16 protein-coding genes and 2 pseudogenes are annotated in these 17,575 nt (G+C 61.5%); 8 read left to right on the top strand and 10 right to left on the bottom strand.

Features of this window, described 5'->3' with window-relative positions:
* Nucleotides 1–467 precede the first annotated feature (467 nt).
* The 3 genes and pseudogenes from EJ075_RS17050 (at nt 468) to groL (ending at nt 3,130) form a co-directional block, all read left to right on the top strand.
* Entirely contained in the window at nt 468–815 is a 348-nt protein-coding gene (locus tag EJ075_RS17050; RefSeq protein WP_126038541.1) for a hypothetical protein, read from the top strand.
* A 288-nt stretch (nt 816–1,103) separates the two neighbouring features.
* Nucleotides 1,104–1,397: pseudogene (groES, locus tag EJ075_RS17045) on the top strand (co-chaperone GroES); the annotation flags it as partial.
* 65 nt (nt 1,398–1,462) lie between these two features.
* Nucleotides 1,463–3,130, top strand: coding sequence for a chaperonin GroEL (gene groL / locus EJ075_RS17040; RefSeq protein WP_091595807.1), 1,668 nt, complete (start codon nt 1,463–1,465; stop codon nt 3,128–3,130).
* A gap of 156 nt (nt 3,131–3,286) precedes the next feature.
* Here the strand turns inward: groL and EJ075_RS17035 are convergent, their stop codons facing one another.
* The 5 genes and pseudogenes from EJ075_RS17035 to EJ075_RS33720 form a co-directional block, all read right to left on the bottom strand.
* Nucleotides 3,287–4,288 (bottom strand): zincin-like metallopeptidase domain-containing protein, encoded by a 1,002-nt coding sequence (locus tag EJ075_RS17035; RefSeq protein WP_126105049.1) that lies wholly within the window; start codon nt 4,286–4,288, stop codon nt 3,287–3,289.
* Between the two features lie 476 nt (nt 4,289–4,764).
* On the bottom strand, nt 4,765–4,959 hold the full coding sequence (locus EJ075_RS33735; protein WP_051695369.1) for a hypothetical protein: 195 nt from the start codon (nt 4,957–4,959) through the stop codon (nt 4,765–4,767).
* A gap of 82 nt (nt 4,960–5,041) precedes the next feature.
* Nucleotides 5,042–5,227 (bottom strand): hypothetical protein, encoded by a 186-nt coding sequence (locus EJ075_RS33730; protein ID WP_245458208.1) that lies wholly within the window; start codon nt 5,225–5,227, stop codon nt 5,042–5,044.
* A complete protein-coding gene (locus tag EJ075_RS33725) occupies nt 5,143–5,412 on the bottom strand; it encodes a hypothetical protein (RefSeq protein ID WP_245457304.1) in 270 nt (89 codons plus the stop codon). The genes EJ075_RS33730 and EJ075_RS33725 overlap by 85 nt, the downstream gene beginning before the upstream one ends.
* Nucleotides 5,413–6,175: 763 nt before the next feature.
* Nucleotides 6,176–7,147 (bottom strand): annotated as a pseudogene (locus EJ075_RS33720) (cation:dicarboxylase symporter family transporter); the annotation flags it as partial.
* 702 nt (nt 7,148–7,849) lie between these two features.
* On the opposite strand from EJ075_RS33720, the gene EJ075_RS17020 reads away from it, so the two are divergent.
* The gene (locus tag EJ075_RS17020) at nt 7,850–8,239 is read left to right on the top strand and encodes a hypothetical protein (RefSeq protein WP_029354905.1); all 390 of its coding nucleotides are present in this window, start codon (nt 7,850–7,852) and stop codon (nt 8,237–8,239) included.
* A 487-nt stretch (nt 8,240–8,726) separates the two neighbouring features.
* Here the strand turns inward: EJ075_RS17020 and EJ075_RS17010 are convergent, their stop codons facing one another.
* Nucleotides 8,727–9,638, bottom strand: coding sequence for a Crp/Fnr family transcriptional regulator (locus tag EJ075_RS17010; protein WP_348627324.1), 912 nt, complete (start codon nt 9,636–9,638; stop codon nt 8,727–8,729).
* A 329-nt stretch (nt 9,639–9,967) separates the two neighbouring features.
* Here EJ075_RS17010 and EJ075_RS33715 point away from each other — a divergent pair, with 329 nt between their 5' ends.
* Nucleotides 9,968–10,216, top strand: a complete 249-nt coding sequence (locus EJ075_RS33715) for a DUF6074 family protein (RefSeq protein ID WP_126105047.1) — start codon at nt 9,968–9,970, stop codon at nt 10,214–10,216.
* Nucleotides 10,217–10,580: 364 nt separating this feature from the next.
* On the opposite strand, the gene EJ075_RS17000 is transcribed toward EJ075_RS33715, so the two are convergent.
* The 4 genes from EJ075_RS17000 to panB form a co-directional block, all read right to left on the bottom strand.
* A complete protein-coding gene (locus tag EJ075_RS17000; RefSeq protein ID WP_095486082.1) occupies nt 10,581–11,213 on the bottom strand; it encodes an acyl-homoserine-lactone synthase in 633 nt (210 codons plus the stop codon).
* A gap of 92 nt (nt 11,214–11,305) precedes the next feature.
* The gene (locus tag EJ075_RS16995; protein ID WP_029354898.1) at nt 11,306–12,025 is read right to left on the bottom strand and encodes a LuxR family transcriptional regulator; all 720 of its coding nucleotides are present in this window, start codon (nt 12,023–12,025) and stop codon (nt 11,306–11,308) included.
* Between the two features lie 99 nt (nt 12,026–12,124).
* Nucleotides 12,125–13,033, bottom strand: coding sequence for a pantoate--beta-alanine ligase (gene panC, locus EJ075_RS16990; protein ID WP_126105046.1), 909 nt, complete (start codon nt 13,031–13,033; stop codon nt 12,125–12,127).
* Nucleotides 13,030–13,866: a 3-methyl-2-oxobutanoate hydroxymethyltransferase gene (gene panB / locus EJ075_RS16985; protein WP_095486075.1), complete on the bottom strand. Its 837-nt coding sequence runs from the start codon at nt 13,864–13,866 to the stop codon at nt 13,030–13,032. The genes panC and panB overlap by 4 nt, the downstream gene beginning before the upstream one ends.
* A 171-nt stretch (nt 13,867–14,037) precedes the next feature.
* Here panB and EJ075_RS16980 point away from each other — a divergent pair, with 171 nt between their 5' ends.
* The 3 genes from EJ075_RS16980 to EJ075_RS16970 all read left to right on the top strand — a co-directional run bounded on the left by EJ075_RS16980 (nt 14,038) and on the right by EJ075_RS16970 (nt 17,575).
* Nucleotides 14,038–15,000, top strand: a complete 963-nt coding sequence (locus tag EJ075_RS16980; RefSeq protein ID WP_024505567.1) for a membrane protein — start codon at nt 14,038–14,040, stop codon at nt 14,998–15,000.
* Between the two features lie 62 nt (nt 15,001–15,062).
* Nucleotides 15,063–16,037 carry a quinolinate synthase NadA gene (nadA, locus tag EJ075_RS16975; protein ID WP_095486074.1) on the top strand — a complete coding sequence of 325 codons (975 nt, stop codon included), beginning with the start codon at nt 15,063–15,065 and terminating at the stop codon, nt 16,035–16,037.
* Complete coding sequence (locus tag EJ075_RS16970; RefSeq protein ID WP_024505569.1) at nt 16,034–17,575, top strand: L-aspartate oxidase; 1,542 nt, start codon at nt 16,034–16,036, stop codon at nt 17,573–17,575. The genes nadA and EJ075_RS16970 overlap by 4 nt, the downstream gene beginning before the upstream one ends.

Raw genomic sequence — 17,575 nt, 5'->3', positions numbered from 1 at the left:
GCAAAGATGCTGCGCCCTTATGCCGGATCGAGATCGTGCCAGCGGGTCGGGCGCCAGAGCAGACATCCGGCATGGTGCGATCTATGAAAGCAGGGCTCGCCAGCGGGAATTTGATACGCGAAGGGGCCAAAGCAAGGCTGGATGAGAAGCCGGTGCTACCTGCAGGTCCAGTGTCATGTGGCGGCGCTCGGGAAACCGCTACGCAACGTGACGCGCTCTTATGAGGCGAACAGACCGGCCCCAAAACCGATCGACCGGTGGTCGGCGCGAAACGCGTCATGCCTGTCCGAAAGCTGACAGTGGCAGAAGACGCATGTCGGGTTCCGCACAATTGACCATGCTGGATTTGTGAGGTTTTCAGGGAGAGCCATGCGTTCACTACCCAGTGAGCTTTGGCACGGCATTTGCACTTGAGATGTGGCAACACGGATCGAAGGTTGACTGCATGCACAAGCGCGAGATGAGCAATGCTCTCCTTTCCTGGAGGCTTGGCAGCAGATTCGATTGTGACGTTGCGAGGAGCTTCAGCCGCTCGCGGCGGAAGTGATCTCAAATCTGAAGGCACCGTTGGGGCCGCAGCCATCAAACACATCTTTCTCTTTTTCGCAGCTCGTCATCAACGCGATGCGGACTTCTTCGCGTCGACGGCGGCCGAAGGTGGAGAAGGGCTCGACTTGCAAAAAGGAGTTGTCAATGACGTCTTACGTTCGCACCAACAGCCCGGCGCAGGTGCGCTCACTGTCCACCTTTGGCAAGCATCTGCAAAGGAGCGTGCTGACGGCGACGCTGCTTGCCGCGGCTTCGACGGGAAGTGAAGCGCAGCCCTATGTTCGTGCTGACGGCAGCACGACTGACGACTTGGAAGCGGCGCGCGCAAGTTGGCGTCATGACGCCGAATTCAATGGAAATGTGGGGCTCGCAGCCATCAACGCGGATGCGCGTATGCGTTGGGTTCCACCGGGGAGGGGGCCAGAGCTCCTCGCCTGCCCTCGTCCGTCTTGACGAGTGCCCGCTTACAGCCTACCTCACTATCGCGTTAGCACTCGTCCATCGCGAGTGCTAACAAAAACCCCTCAACATCCGCACCAGGGAAAAATCCGAAAATGGCAAAGTCGAAGTTCCGCCCGCTGCATGACCGCGTGGTCGTTCGCCGGGTCGAATCCGAATCCAAGACCGCTGGCGGGATCATCATCCCGGATACGGCAAAGGAAAAGCCGCAGGAAGGCGAGATCATCGCCGTCGGCTCCGGCGCCCGCGACGAAGCTGGCAAGCTCGTCCCACTGGACGTCAAGGCTGGCGACCGCATCCTGTTCGGCAAGTGGTCGGGCACGGAAGTCAAGCTCAATGGCGAAGACCTTCTGATCATGAAGGAATCCGACATCATGGGCATCATCGGCTCATATCAGGCCCTTTCGTCAACTGAATTCCCGGGCTCGATTGAAGCCCCTGCCAGGAGCTAAAAATGGCTGCCAAAGACGTAAAATTCTCCCGTGATGCCCGCGAGCGCATGCTGCGCGGCGTCAACATCCTCGCCGACGCGGTGAAGGTCACGCTCGGCCCCAAGGGCCGCAACGTCGTCATCGACAAGTCGTTCGGCGCACCGCGCATCACCAAGGACGGCGTCACCGTCGCCAAGGAAATCGAGCTTGAGGACAAGTTCGAGAACATGGGCGCGCAGATGGTCCGCGAAGTTGCTTCGAAGACCAACGACATCGCCGGCGACGGCACCACGACCGCGACCGTTCTGGCACAGTCGATCGTCCAGGAAGGCCACAAGGCCGTTGCCGCCGGCATGAACCCGATGGACCTGAAGCGCGGCATCGACCTCGCGGTAACCGACGTCGTTGCGACGCTGATCAAGAACGCCAAGAAGATCAAGACCTCCGAAGAGGTTGCCCAGGTCGGCACCATCGCCGGCAACGGCGATGCTTCGGTCGGCAAGATGATCGCCGAAGCAATGCAGAAGGTCGGCAACGAAGGCGTCATCACGGTTGAGGAAGCCAAGACCGCCGAGACCGAACTCGAAGTCGTCGAAGGCATGCAGTTCGACCGCGGCTACCTCTCGCCCTACTTCGTCACCAACGCCGACAAGATGGTTGCCGAGCTCGAGGACGTCTACATCCTCCTGCACGAGAAGAAGCTGTCCAACCTCCAGGCCATGCTGCCGGTTCTCGAAGCCGTCGTGCAGACCTCGAAGCCGCTGCTCATCATCTCGGAAGACGTCGAAGGCGAGGCTCTGGCCACGCTGGTCGTCAACAAGCTGCGTGGCGGCCTGAAGATCGCCGCCGTCAAGGCGCCGGGCTTCGGTGATCGCCGCAAGGCCATGCTGGAAGACATCGCCATCCTCACCGGTGGCCAGGTCATCTCGGAAGACCTCGGCATCAAGCTCGAGAATGTCGGCCTCAACATGCTCGGCCGCGCCAAGAAGGTGTCGATCTCCAAGGAGAACACCACCATCGTCGACGGCGCCGGCAAGAAGGCCGAGATCCAGGGCCGCGTTGCCCAGATCAAGCAGCAGATCGAAGAGACCACTTCGGACTACGACAAGGAGAAGCTGCAGGAACGTCTGGCCAAGCTCGCCGGCGGCGTTGCGGTGATCCGCGTCGGCGGTGCGACGGAAGTCGAAGTCAAGGAAAAGAAGGACCGCGTCGATGACGCCCTCAACGCGACCCGCGCGGCCGTCGAAGAAGGCATCGTTGCTGGTGGTGGCGTCGCGCTGCTGCGCGCTTCGGCCAACATCAAGGCCACCGGCGTCAATGCCGACCAGGCCGCCGGCATCAACATCGTTCGTCGTGCGCTGCAGGCTCCGGCCCGCCAGATCGCGGCCAACGCCGGTGCGGAAGCATCGATCGTTGCCGGCAAGATCCTCGAGAACAAGGGCGCGACCTTCGGCTACAACGCCCAGACCGGCGAATATGGCGACATGATCGCCATGGGCATCGTCGATCCGGTCAAGGTTGTCCGCACCGCTCTCCAGGACGCGGCCTCGGTGGCCGGCCTGCTGGTCACCACCGAAGCCATGATCGCGGAGGCTCCGAAGAAGGAGTCGGCTGGCGGCGGCGGCATGCCTGGCGGCATGGGTGGCGGCGGCATGGGCGGCATGGGCGGCATGGGCGGTATGGATTTCTAATCCAGCTCTGGCAGCTTTCGCAACGAGAGGGCGGCAGCAATGCCGCCCTTTTTTTGCGAACCTCGGTCCGATAAACGATCGGCGCCAACGCCGGCCATCGGCGTTAGCGCAACCTCAAAAGAACTGTCGAGTTGATTGCGGGCGACTTTTGCGTCATCAGAGGCGCAAGGCGGTCGCGTGTGAGGATTGCGCGCTCCCATGGGCGGTTTCGGCATGTGCCTCGCCTTCGACATCGGCATTGAGGCCAAGCAGGAAATCGGCGGCTTTCGAGGCATGGCTTGCGGCGCGGAAGATGGCGCGGTTGTCCTCGCGCAAAACCGTCAGCCATGAGCCGATGTAGTCGGCATGGCGCACGGTCGGCTCGATGCCGAGACTGCTGCAGATGAAGGCTGATGCGATTTCGGCGACCAGTTCCTCGCGCGCATAGGTCTTGGACCCGAAGGAGCCGGACAGGTCGCGCGCGAGTCGCGTCGGGTGGCCGGTCCAGTGGCCAAGCTCGTGAAAGCAGGTCCGGTAATAGTCAATCTGGTGGAAGAAAGCCGGCTGCGGCGGCACCTGTATGGTGTCGCTGCCGGGCATGTAGAAAGCGCGCTCGCCGCCGATGCGAAAATCAGCGCCGGTTGCATGAATGAGCGCCTCGGCCTGCGGGACCATCTCGCGCTCAGGCAGAGGCTCGCCGGCGGCGTAAAGATATTCGGGCAGATTATCGCACTGCGCGACATTGAAGACGCTAAAGCGCTTCAGGAAGGGCACCGCCTGCGGTTCGTCGCCATCGGTGTCGGCGCGTTGCTTTTCGTTCTTGGGAACAAAGCGGTCAGCGTGAACGATGGTGGTGCCGTGCTCACCCTTCCTGACATTGCCACCTAGGGAAAGCGCCTGCCGGAAGGTGAGCCAGTTCTGGCTGGGGAAACCGCGATCGATGACCCCGCCCCACAGGATCAGGATATTGATGCCGGAATATCGGCGCTGGGTGGCCGCATTCCGCGGCAGGCCGAGGCCTGTCCTTGCCCTGCCCCACGGCTTGACCCATGGCACGGTGCCGCGCTCCAGTTCGGCAATGATGCGGTCGGTGATTTCCTGATAAAGGCTGGCGCCGGTGCGCCCGCCACTCTCTGCGCCAGCCTGTCGGCTGCCGCAACGTTTGTTGTTTGCACGCATCGTGATGTCCTCCGCTCTTCAATCGCGCCCTCCCCGGAAGCGGGGTGGGCGGCGAAAGCGACCGGAAAGGCCCGACGTCGGAGGCGGACTGCATCCGCAGGACCGGAACGGAGTGGAGGACCCGAAGCGAAAGCGAAGGGTTGCGGGACGCCGCGGCGGGCCTAGAAGGGAGTGCTGCCCGCCCTGCGCCACCGGGGAAGGCCACGATAAAAACGACGCCGGCCGACAGGCCGGCGACCGTCAGCAGCCGAAGGCTGCCCCGCGCCAGGGGGCGAAGCCGCAGGGCCAAGACCGCCTGAGCCTGGCGAAGATAAGCGGGCTCGGTTCACGAGCACCCGGCCAGCGCCTTCAGGCGCGGGCGCTCAGGATTGTTGTTGGCGCCCACGGCAGCTGGATGACCGCAACAAGATGCCGAGGAGCAACAGCAAAGCCAGCTGCCACAAACGGCACGCTCCGGCAACAACAGCGTGGCCGATCTACAGATGCTGCCCCGCACGAGAGCCTGCACGCTTTGAGCGCGCATCGGCGAGCAAGCGTTGCAAGCTGGCCATGTCGACCAGGTGGGCGATCACTATATCGCCGACCACCAACGCGGGCGTACGGTCGATGTGCAGACCTTTCGCGAGTGCGCGGACGCGCGCAAGTTCATCTGCGATGGCCGGATCTTGCATTCCCGCTTGAGCTGCTCCACGTCAAGGCCCACACGCGCTGCGATCTTGAGAGTGATCCTTTCAATGATCCAACTGGGGGAAGTCATAAGGGCGCGGTGGAATTCGTCGAACTTTCCCTGTTTTCTCGAGGCGAGTGCGATTGGGAATCCGGTCCCAGGACCGGGAACCGTCTGATCACAAGCTTCAGATTGGGATCATTCTTGAAGGCTTTTTGGTAGTTGAGATCTGCCAGTCTGCAATGCGGACAGTTGTGGTAGTCATTGAATATGACCAGAACGGCATCGCCTTGCGGGTTGCCGGCGATTGGCGAAGGGGGTCGTTGTCGAATGCGCCGCTCCACTTTTGCCTGTCGATCGACCACGCCTGCCGGTGCAGGTTCGCGCTATATTGGCTCGCCAGCACGGCGAGGAGTAAAAGAAGAGCTGCGACAGTGATGGCAGTCGGCTTAGACATGAGTCTCCAATCCATGGACGGCGTGGCAGCAACGGCCCGCCTTTTGGTGTAAAATGCTTTTGATCGAGCCCCGCACTTGCCACAGGGCGCAGTCGCGAGGGCGCACAGTTATAGATGCCGGTGCGCTCTGGCGGTTTCTGGAAAGATGGCCTTGCGCCATCGGGCCCACCCCACCAGCTGAGCGTCGTTCGCGCGGGCCGGGCAACCGCGACCGCCATTCACCACGCCGGGCGACTGACCGTCCGCCCGGCAGAGCGCTGAAGGGTCCCCGGACCTTCCGGGTTGCCGGCGATTTGGCGAAGCGGGGTCGTTGACGAGTGCGCCGCTCCACTTTTGACTGTCCATTGGCACGACTGCATGGGCGGGGGCGGCCTTTCCCGCGGCGGGTGCGCGCTATTATGGCTCGCCAGCACGGAAAGCAGCACGGCGAGGAGAAAAAGGAGAACCGCGAGAGTGGTGGCCGTTGTCTTAGACACGAGGCTCCAATCCATGGACGGCGTGGCAGCAACGGCCCGCCTTTTCGGTGTAAAATGGGTCGCTTTTGATCGTGCCCCGCAGTTGCTACAGGCGCACAGGTGCGGGTGCGATCTGGCGGTTTCTCAAATACGGCTTTGCGCCATCGGGCCCACCCCAATAGCTGAGCGTCGTTCGCGCGGGGAACTGCGTTCACCACGCCGGGCGACTTGACCGTCCACCGCCAGAGCGCTGAACGGTCCGCTAGTGAGGCGCTCCCCGAATCGTCGTTTATCCCGCTCGCCCCAGACCGGGCGACAGCCAGCGTTGCCGCTACGCTGCGGAGAAATATCGTCAGCGCGTGGCATTCGGACATAAGCTGATCGACGCCAAGAATAAGACCCACGGAGGTGACCGGTGCGGCCGGAACAAGAAAGAGCGTTGCAGCCATTGTGACGAGGCCTGCACCGGTAATGCGGGTTGTTCCGTTCGAAGGGAACAATGCGACGAACAGCATGAGGATCCGGCAGCCGATCGGCAGATCAGTTTTCGTCGTCTGGGCGATGAAGAGGGCGGCGAGCATCATATTCGTGCCGTCCAGATTGAATGGAATGAGACCCACGACCGAATGCGTGGCGCCGGCCTTTTCCATCTTCTCCATGAGCGAGGGCAGCGCGGCCTCCGAGGAGGACGTTGCGAGCAGCAGCTCGTCCTTGATGTATCGGACGAGAGAGAAGATCGAGCGGCCGTTGTAGCGGCAGACCGCGCCGAACAGGACCGAGAAGAACAAGACTTGCAGGATGTCGCCTTCCGCGAAGGCACTGGCAATGGTTGATGGGATGATGTTCATCAGGAAGCTGGTCACGGACTGCTCGTGAGCCGTGGCCACATAGCCCTTAACGGCTTGGACATCGAGCGAGGCCGGATCGATGTTGAGGCCGGCGCCAGGCTGAACGATATTCGCGACAATCAGTCCGACAACGAGTGCAAGTGTCGAGAAGGTGAGGAAATAAACCATCGCCTTGGCGGCAACTCGGCCGACCTTCTGCAGATCGCTCATGCCGGCAATGCCGGTCGCTATTGTCAGGAAGATGACAGGTACGGTGATTATCTTGACGACATCGACGAAGGCATCGCCGAGCGGCTTCAGGCTCTGGCCGGTCTCCAAATGGAAATAGCCGATTGCAGCACCCAGGATTATGGCGGCAAGCACCTGCACGTAGGCCCGGGCAAAATGGCGCTTGCGGGCCGCTGCGTTCGCTATGGGGACTTGTGGAACCAACACCGTTTCTCTCCTTGACCGGATCGGGGTGGGGCTCCTCCTTCTCCCATGCAGTGCTCCGGTCGAACGCTGCGCCCACTTCGGCGCAAGCGATGTGCCAAATAGCAAAGAGGGGAAAACGCGCAGGACCTCTCACGCAGTGCTTGTTCGCTCTCCCGCACTCGCGCTGCGGTTGCCAGTCAACTATGGAAGGGTCCGTTCTTGGGAATTCCAAAGGTCGCTCTTTGCTTCGGCGCAGCTTGGCTGGCTGGAAGGTTCCCTGTTTGCCTTGGGGTCTGGGACCTGCGTCCAGATGGTCAACATTTTCCTGCGCGCCGCACGGGGCTCCAAAGATTCAATCGAGGACGGGCCCTCTTCGAAAACGGCGGCAGCGTTGGTCAAGCCCTTCCACCCTGCTGTCCCACCAAGGGTGTTCAGAAGCTCAGTTCACGATTAAGCGATGGATCAGCGTCATCTGGCGTTCGCGGCGGCGTTGCAAGGGGTCTGCCAAGGATGAGCAAGCCGCGAGGCAGGGCCCGAGACCTAGACTCCATCCTCATCAACAGCGCTCGGCTCGCGTTAGGAATGTTCGAACCGCAGCACGATCAGGTGGCCACACCGTTGGTCGGAACCGGAACCCGACGAATGATCGTTCGTGACCGACATCTGTGAACAAGCAGTGTGTGTCATTGCAATCACCACCCATTGCGCGCAATTGCCCATATGGCCGTGAATGAACTGGATTTGGTGATTTTCCAGATGGCGGTGGAAAGCGTCCGCTTGCTCTCTTCAAGCTTTGATGAGAAGGCGGCTGAGATAGCCACGAGGAGCCGTGGTAGCCTTCTTTTCGACGTGCGGGTTGACGGTGACCTGGAGGTCCAGCGAGTCGCAGCCATTGGATATCCAGGCGACAAGATCGGTGTGGTGGCATTGGACCGAGAGGGCCTTGTTAGCTGCTGTTGCCTTGTCAATGGCACCTTCTCACCTTTCATTGCACCGTTGGAGAACTGGACCAGCATGCCCCTGTCCATGCAGGCCCAGATCGATGTCACAGGCTATGCGAGGCTCCTTCTGGCCGCCCTGCGAAATGCTGGACATATGCTGGGCAGGTAGCATCGCCGATGATGTCTGTGATGAGATGGTGCAGACGGCTGGATGAGGCGATCGCTTGCCGGCAGCTTTGGCCGCCAAGCGATCGGTGAGTTCGCAATGCTGGACACGTCCTGTAGACTCTGCCAGTTAAGTTAGCGGACAACCATCTGACGAATGCCCGATCTGACAGTCTGGACGGCGCGGCATTCCCTCCTAGGAATGCAGCCGTGGTTCTACTCCATCGGCTGTCCTTGCGTCGAAGGCGACGGGCACACCGTGAACGATGGACGTCGCCGCCACCAATTCCTCAACTCGCGATCGGTCGCTTTGCACGCCGGCATAAGCGTTCGAATGGCGCGGATCGCCTGGGCGGTGGAGAGGAACCGGGCCTTGCCTCTGGACAGAACATAGGCTTCGGCGGCTTTTCACCCGCCTCCCTGAAACTCTGACTGACACGATCTAGGACGGGAGTTCGGCAGCCTTCAAGCCTATGTCCGATACCGGACAATCAGGCAGCGGTGGCCAGGCCGAAATAACGTTGCTCCTCCTCGCCGTAAGCGCCATGCGTGAGTTCCATCAATCCGACGCGGTCGATAATCGTGACCTCGCCGCGCTTGGCACGGACAAGTCCTCGATATTCAAGCATTTGCAGGGCCGTGGTGACCCCGGGACGGCGGGCGCCGAGCATGGTCGCCAGAAATTCATGCGTCAGGTAGATCTTGTCTCCGTCAGAGCGGTCATGGATCATCAGCAACCAGCGGGCCAGCCGTTCCTCGATTTTGGAGTGGCCATTGACCAGTGCCGTCCGGGACGACTGGACAAGGAACGCGCGGGCATAGTCCAGCACTGACGTGCGCAGCGACGGGCTTTCCGCAACCGCAGGACGAAGGATTTCAACCGGCAGGCGCCAGCCATTGCCTGCGGCCTGGATATAGGTCTCGTTGGAAGAGCTGTCCTGTCCGAGAATGACGGCAATTCCTGTCATCCCGTCATATCCGATAATGCCGACTTCACATTGCCGTCCGCCGGTCATGGTGGCGACCACCGAGGCGACGCCCCTCTCGGGAAAATATCCATTCCTGATCGGCTGATGCGCGATCTCCAACTGAGCCTTGATGTCCAGTTCGACGCGATGCAGCGAAGGTCGCAACAGCGCGAAGTCCTCCGGCGAAAGGGATTTCAGCACCCGGTTGCGAAAAAGGGATTCGGGCAAGGCTCTCTCCCATGCGGGCAAGAGCGCGTACCTCTTACTGTCGGCTGCATCCGAAGTAACTGACGGCCGATGCCAAAGCATAGGCTTCGAAACGCGCGATTGCAAAGCCCTATCGGGGCAGTGCAGCCATGCTAGAAGTCGCGCGGCCTTACGATAGGCGCGGATGACATGATTCCCTTCTGCGGCCACCAAGAACGGCTCGGGCACGCTTTAATCGTTCATACACAAGCTCGCAGGAATGTAAGCGGCGGAACAATCGGGTGATTCGTACCGCCCTGCCCTTTCAGAAATCAAGTCATTGGACGTCAATTCGGGCTGGAACGCCTCGTCGCGGAACGGCACAGGAAACGCAGCCGGATCAGCAATGGTGGTTCACCTTGTGTGCGGTCCGGATGTGCGGTCCGGCGGCTCATCGCCCAATGGCTTGTCGAGGGGAAGTGGAACTCGTCATGTCGCCTCGAACCGTCACCGCGCTAGCGCGGCGCTTTTGAAGACGCCGGTGTTTTCTTTGTGGAACTGAAACTGTGAGGTGATTGATGCATGACTCAAACATTTGCGTATTTCCGCTGCATCGGCGACGCACATTGGTCGAAAGTATCGCCCAGGCCCTCGAGACCAAGAACGGCGAGGCGGCGAGTGCGTTCTGGCGCTGTGCTGCCAAGAAAATGCTCATTCAATTGTCCGATGTAGGAATTGCGCCAGAGTTCGCTGCGCAGGAGGTTGGAAGCCTTCTTCATGCGGTCTTGGACGATATGGCCAACCGAACGGTAATGCACATAGCATAGGCTTGGGCGCTGTTGGATCGCGCGTCAGCTCGGGTCCTTATCGGGGAACTGCTCCGACTGGCCGACGGTCCGGCCAAACCGGCATACCGGCAAAGGTTTGAGGTTGGGATCGCTCACGGCGGCCGGTCCAATATTCCAAGGCGATCTCAGAAGCCACATTGGCTTCTTTCCAAGCGGACGGGCGCCATTTTGGCGTGCTCACGCTGGACTGCGGGTTGCGCCTACGGAAATCCGAAGTCCGGCCGCGCGAGTCGATCGACCGGAACAGTCGAATGCTCGTGGGGCCGGGTCCGCTCAGCTTGACGGCGGGCGGTGGCGGCCGTGAGCAGACTTAACCCAGGTCACGGCTGAGCATCCGCAGGCGCTATGCCGATTGGATGAGAACTGGTTGCCACAACACCGGCCCGTTCAGGCGTCCCCTCCAGCGGATGCGCAAGAGACTGGCGTAGGAAATCTCGAGGAAGCCGGCGACTGCCTCGGTGTTGCCGACCTGCTGGGGCTGTCCGATACGTGACAACGGCCAGGTCGCGAGACGAAGGATCCTTTCGATGCGCGTATCTGTCACCGTTACGATCCCGGAGAGATTGTTGGCCAAGCCGAATTCGATGATGCCCGCGAAGAGCTCGTAGGTTGCTTGTGCCAGGCCGCCAGCAGCCTTCGGCGCTGTCGCAGGGAGATCGAGCGCGAAACGACTACTCTCCCAGATATCGGCACTCGCAGGGACCACCATCTCATCCAGCAGCGCCGGAAACGTATCGCGCAACATAGTCGGTCCGGTGGTCGGCAAAAGGCGGACGCAGCCGCAAGTTCGCCAATCGGACCCCTTGAGAAGTAGGTAGACGGGGTTCAGGCTGTCAAACGGGTCCGTTTCCATTTCGCCTTCGGTCTGCACTTCCCAATCGAGCCGCTTCTTGAAAACCCGATACCTAAGCCCGTGCATTTCCCTGAGTTCGCTCGCGAACTCGGCGTAGCAGTCGGGTGTTATCAGCTGCATCATTGTCGTCTCCGTGCGGGATGTGTCCACGCAATCGAAGGGCAAAGCCGTCATGAATGCAGCCTGTAGACCTTTACAGCTAGCCTTGGAGAGGATCAGGATCTCGCCCGAGCAGCCATCCGCACTATGGCCTGGTTGATGGTTCGCACGCCAAGCTTCGCCTTGGCGTTTTCCTGATGGAAGGTCACGGTGCGTTTCGAGACACCGAGAATCTGGCTGATATCCCAGGCCGACTTGCCGCACGCCGCCCATTTCAGGCACTCGAACTCCCGCGGGGTGAGCGTTATGCCATCTACCACGCAATCTTCGGCGAGCCTGCGCCGGGCATGGATATGAACGTTGATCGCAACCAACTGCATTGCTTTTTCGTAGCGCGTCAGCGACCTCAAAAGTGGCGGATGCGCCTCGTTGGAGGCGAAGGTCAGTGCGGCGAACCGGCCGCGATGATCATGCATCGACATGGTCAGTCCGCCGCGAATGCCGAACTCAGCTGCTTTTTCCAGGACTTCCTGCTGCGAGGTCGGCAAATAACGGTGATCGCGGTCCACACCCCAGTCGAAGGTATCCCAGCCTCGCAGTCCCCGCAGGATCACGGGATCCACGCTGTGGTAGCGCAGTTGCAGGTAATGTGATGTCCATGATGATGGATAATTCGAGATCAATCGCGGCGTGTCGCCGGAAGCGGATGGGTAGGTGAAATAAGCGAAGAACGGAAAGTCGAACCCGGCTGCGGCGGACGCCATTGCCTCATGGAGATCGACGGCATCGACGCTTGCAGAGAGTTGCTCGACCAAGGTTTCAAATACGCGATGCATCTGCGCTTTGCGTACCTCGCGGAGGTTGCTGGAAGCCGGGCGGAGACGTGGTTCTAAATGATGGCCTGTCCCTGCAGGGCGTACGACGCGCCGCCGTCATCACCGCAATTGCTGTGCTGCTTCCGATTGGAGAGAGCTCCGCGCACCTGACCAACTACCGATGGGTGATATTGCGACGTTATCGATGAGCCGCGTGTCGCCAAGCCAAGCCGCAGCAAGCAAGCGTGCCGGTCGGTCAAGGCTTGCTAACGATTGCAGGTCTGTTTCTCCGCGAAGCTCCAGGTATTCGAGCTCGCGATAGCCGCCAGCCAGAATTGTTGCACGCGCTTCATCAAGCGTAGGCAGGATGGGAGAGCCGCGTGCAAGCCGCTCGGCCGTATCGAGCAGGACCGATGCTAGTTTTGGGGCAATGGCGCGTTGGGCTGGGGAGAGCCGCACGTTACGCGACGATAGCGCAAGACCATCGGCTTCGCGGACTGTCGGACAGGGCACAATAGTGATCGGAATGTCGAGGTCCCGGACCAAGCGCCTGACAAGCTGGAGTTGCTGAAAATCCTTTTCGCCAAAAAAGGCGAAGTCAGCGCCGGCCTGCAGGAAGAGCTTGGCCACGACCGTCGCCACGCCACTGAAATGGCCGGGCCGGAATGCGCCGCAAAGGCATTCGCTGATGCCGGACACTGAAACGGCCGTGGCGAAGCCCACCGGGTACATTTCCTCTGCGTCCGGCACATAGAGCAGATGCGTGCCCAGCGGCGCGAGCTTGGCAGCATCTTCGCTTTCCGTCCGAGGATAGGCAATCAGGTCGGCGGGGCTGTTGAACTGCTTGGGGTTTACGAACAGCGTCACGATCACCCGCTCGGCCCTTTCAAGCGCCTTCCGCACAAGGCTCAGATGCCCGTCGTGCAAGGCTCCCATGGTCGGCACAATACCGATCGTGGCACCCGAGCGACGCCATTGCGCAACGACGGCGCGCAGCTCGCTCACGGTTCGAGCGATCGGCACGCTCATGTGAAGTCTCCGGCCTTCAAGGCGTTGACATAGAGATGTTCGACCGCCGGAAAGTGCCGGTTCCGCACATCGGTGGCGTAAGCGGCGATTGCCGCCTCAGCCTGCTCACCGAGCTCGGCATAGCGTTTGACGAACTTCGGCCGAAATGAGGTGAAGAGCCCGAGCATATCGTCGCTCACCAGAATCTGGCCGTCGCAAGCTGGCGAGGCACCGATGCCGATGGTGGGTATGTCGATATCGGCGGTTATCTGCCGTGCAAGCTGCTCCGGTATCTTTTCGAGCACCAAGGAGAAGGCGCCCGCCTCGGTTACCGCCCTGGAGTCGCGCCTGATCCGCTCTGCATCGGCTCCCCGGCCCTGCACACGATAGCCTCCGAACGTGTTTACCGCCTGCGGCGTCAGCCCCACATGGGCCATGACAGGTACGCCGCGCGCGGTAAGGAAGCGGATGGTTTCCGCGATGGTCTCGCCGCCCTCGAGCTTCACCGCTGAACAACCGGTCTCACCCATCACGCGCGCAGCGTTGCCGAAAGCGTGCTCTGGGCTTTCCTCGTAGGAACCGAAGGGCAGGTCGACGACCATCAGCGCGTGTTCAAGGCCGCGGCGAACGGCCTGTCCGTGCATGATCATCATGTCGAGCGTGACCCCCAGCGTCGACGACAGGCCGTGCAGCACCATGCCGACGCTGTCGCCGACAAGAACGATGTCGCAGTGGCGATCGAGCAGCCTCGCGACCGGCGTGGTGTAGGCCGTCAAGCATACAAGTGGCGTCTGGCCTTTTCGCGATCGAATATCTGGAGGAGTCATCCCTTTTATCTCACCAGCCGCGCTCAACCGAGGCCCCTTCCCTTACGTTACCAACAGCGGGTGTCGCGTTTGGCATATTTTTGTGCGACTGCGAAGAGCTAAAAACAGTGCTTGAGTAGTACGGTGTTGACGTGCTGGCTGCCAAGGTTACATTCAATCGATTAAGGCGCTCCGTTGGGCCAACCCACTTTCGCAAACATGGATCCTCAGACAAGAAGAACCAAGAAAGGCAAAGCCGCCGTCAAAGCTGACGAAGCCAAAGTGGACCTGACTGCCGTCGTGGTCGCCGTAAACGACAGTGAGCCCTGTGTCCTCACAGTCGGTCATGCGGACACCCTCCCTTCTGGACCTTTTGCCCTAGAGCATCGATCACTGCAGTCGGGTTTGAGGGGGTGGGTGGAGCAGCAGACCGGCCATGCACTTGGATACATCGAGCAACTCTACACCTTCGCCGATCGCGATCGCATCGGCACTGAGCGCCACCAGCGCGTCATCTCAATCAGCTATCTCGCATTGACCAGGAAGGAACAGGCAACGAACTCGGCCGCGTGCGGCTGGCAAAGTTGGTACGAATATTTTCCCTGGGAGGACCACCGCTTCGGCACGCCGCCTGTGCTGCTCGATAGATTGCGGCCCCGCCTGATTGAGTGGGCCGGCGGCGCCAGCGAGCCGACCACTCAACGCGAGCGCCGGCAGCGCGCTGCGATAGCCTTCGGCTTCGACGACCGCCATTGGAACGAGGAACTCACGCTCCAACGCTACGAGTTGCTCTATGAAGCTGCTCTGATTGAGGAGGCCGGTGGCGGCAGGGACGCGATTGCGGCCGCGGCTGGCAAACCAATGGTCGCTGACCACCGTCGTATTCTGGCAACCGGTATCGCGCGGCTGCGTTCGAAGATCAAATACCGGCCGGTCGTGTTCGAGCTTATGCGGCCTTCCTTCACGCTGCTGCAACTGCAGCGAACCGTGGAAGCTTTGGCTGGCAGGCTGATCAACAAGCCGAACTTCCGGAGATTGGTCGAGCAGCAGGAACTTGTTGAGGAGACCGGGGAGACCTCCCTCGACACGGGCGGCCGACCGGCGAAGCTTTATCGCTTCCGGCATGCCGTCCTCGACGACAGGGCTATCGCCGGGACAAAATTACCGCTGGCGCGGGCTTGACATACTTATAGTCAAGGTAGATATATTCCCTTATTGTCAAACCGAATATAATCGAGGCGCCAATGACTGGGGCGTTACCTATGGCTGCGTCCCTGTATGAGCGTGTCCGGCGGGTGATCCCACCCGTTGAATGGCCCGCGTTCGCCGGCGATATTGAAGCCATCTTAGCGCTGAAGCGTGAGCGCAATGCGGTGGTGCTGGCGCACAATTACCAGACGCCCGAAATTTTTCATTGCGTGGCAGACATCGTCGGCGACAGCCTGGCGTTGGCCCACAAGGCGGTGACGGTCGACGCTGACATCATCGTGGTTGCCGGCGTTCATTTCATGGCCGAGACGGCAAAACTGCTCAATCCGAACAAGACCGTGCTCATCCCGGATCTCCGCGCCGGCTGCTCGCTGGCCGAATCGATCACGGCAAACGACGTGCGGCTAATGCGGCTGCGGTATCCGGGGGTCCCCGTTGTTACTTACGTCAACACTTCCGCCGCCGTAAAAGCGGAGTCCGACATCTGCTGCACGTCCGGCAACGCCAAGGCGGTGGTGGAATCGCTTGGCGTGGCGCGTGTGCTGATGCTCCCGGACGAATATCTGGCGAGGAACGTGGCAGCCGATACAGACGTCGAGATCATCGCCTGGAAAGGCCATTGCGAGGTGCATGAGCGCTTCACCGCAGCAGACATCCGGGAACTGCGCGATGCCCATCCAGGCGTCATCGTGCTGGCCCATCCAGAATGCCCACCAGACGTTGTCGCGGAGGCGGAGTTCTCCGGCTCGACCGCGGCGATGTCGGATTATGTCGAGCGTGAGAAACCGACGCGTGTCGTCCTTCTGACCGAATGTTCGATGAGCGACAACGTCGCGGTCGCGCATCCCGACGTCGAGTTCGTTCGCCCATGCAATCTGTGCCCGCACATGAAGCGCATCAACCTGGCCAACATTCGCGCCGCACTCGAGCAGAACCGGCATGAGGTCCGGATTGATCCCGAAATTGCCGGCCCCGCCCGCCGCGCGGTCGAGCGCATGCTTTCCCTATGAGTCTGGAGGTTCGCGACATCGCCGGGGCGCCGGTCGTCATCGGCGGCGGCATTGCCGGCCTGATGACGGCGCTTCATCTGGCGCCGGAACCGGTCGTGCTTTTGACCAACGCGCCGCTTGGAACCGGAGCCTGCAGTGAACTTGCCCAGGGCGGTCTTGCGGCAAGTCTCGGGGGCGACGACGGCCCAGATTTTCACCTTTGCGACACGATAGCTGCCGGCGACGGACTCTGCGATGAGGCCACGGTGCGGCGAGTGGTACGAGCTGCACCCGAAGCGATTAGGACGATCCAAAGGTTCGGCGTCGACTTCGACCAGCACCCTGACCGCGCGTTGCGACTTGGGCTCGAGGCGGCACACTCGCGACGGCGGATTGTGCATGCAGCCGGCGACGCCACCGGTCGCGAGTTGGTGCGCGCGCTCGTCGCCGCGGTTCGGCGTACAGCCTCGATCACCATTATCGAAAATGTGGAGGTCCGCCGGCTGGTCGTGCAGGACGGGTCGGTCATCGCCGTGGTCGCAGCAGGACGAGCCGGCGCGCTCGCTCTGCCCACGCGTCGCGCGGTGCTGGCGACCGGCGGCGTCGGCGGGCTGTTTTGCGACACGACAAACCCCGCTGGCTCATGGGGTCACGGGCTGGCGCTCGCCGCATGGGCGGGGGCGGAACTCGCCGACTTGGAATTCATACAGTTCCATCCAACTGCGCTCGACGGTCCGCGCCGGCCGATGCCGCTGGTGAGCGAAGCCGTGCGTGGCGAAGGCGCGGTGCTCATCGATGAGCGAGGAGAGCGCTTCCTCGCCGACACACCTGGCGGTGAACTTGCGCCTCGCGACGTCGTAGCGCGCGCCATTTGGCACCAGCTTGCCGTTGGACGCCGCGTATTCCTGGACGCACGGCAAAGTCTCGGCCCGAGATTTGGCAAGCGTTTTCCAGGCATCGCCGAATTGTGCCGGAGCGCAGGAATCGACCCCGCGACCGACCTGATCCCGGTGCGCCCGGCGGCACATTATCACATGGGCGGCGTCGCCGTAGACAGCGCCGGCCGCAGCTCCATCGAGGGATTGTGGGCCTGCGGTGAGGTGGCCTGTACCGGCCTGCACGGCGCCAACCGCCTGGCCAGCAACTCGCTCACCGAAGCGGCGGTCACCGCGAGCTGGGTTGCCGAAAGCGTTGCCGGCACGTCGTATACCCGGCGACCGCGCAGATGCTCCACATTCGTCCCTCCACGACCAGACGCTTCCGTGGTCCGCCCGATTGTCTCCGCCGCCCTGGGTATCATCCGCGACGGCGAGGCAATGCGCGAAGCGGTGGCGACCCTGCTGCCGATCGCAGCCAATAGTGTCGCTGCCTCTGGTCCGGCTTTGGTCTCACTGATGATCGCCGCGGCGGCCCTGAGGCGGGAAGAGAGTCGAGGCGCGCACTGTCGGTCCGATTTCCCGCTCCACGATGCCAACGTGCGCCCATCACGGCTGACACTGCACAGCGCAATGCGGGCCGCGGCCGCACTCGATTGCCGGGCTACCATACGGAGCACTTGA

It is taken from the genome of Mesorhizobium sp. M6A.T.Cr.TU.016.01.1.1 (assembly GCF_003952585.1).
Taxonomy (GTDB): domain Bacteria; phylum Pseudomonadota; class Alphaproteobacteria; order Rhizobiales; family Rhizobiaceae; genus Mesorhizobium; species Mesorhizobium mediterraneum.
Note: the sequence above shows the minus strand (reverse complement) of the source record. Positions and strands in the feature narration are given on the sequence as shown.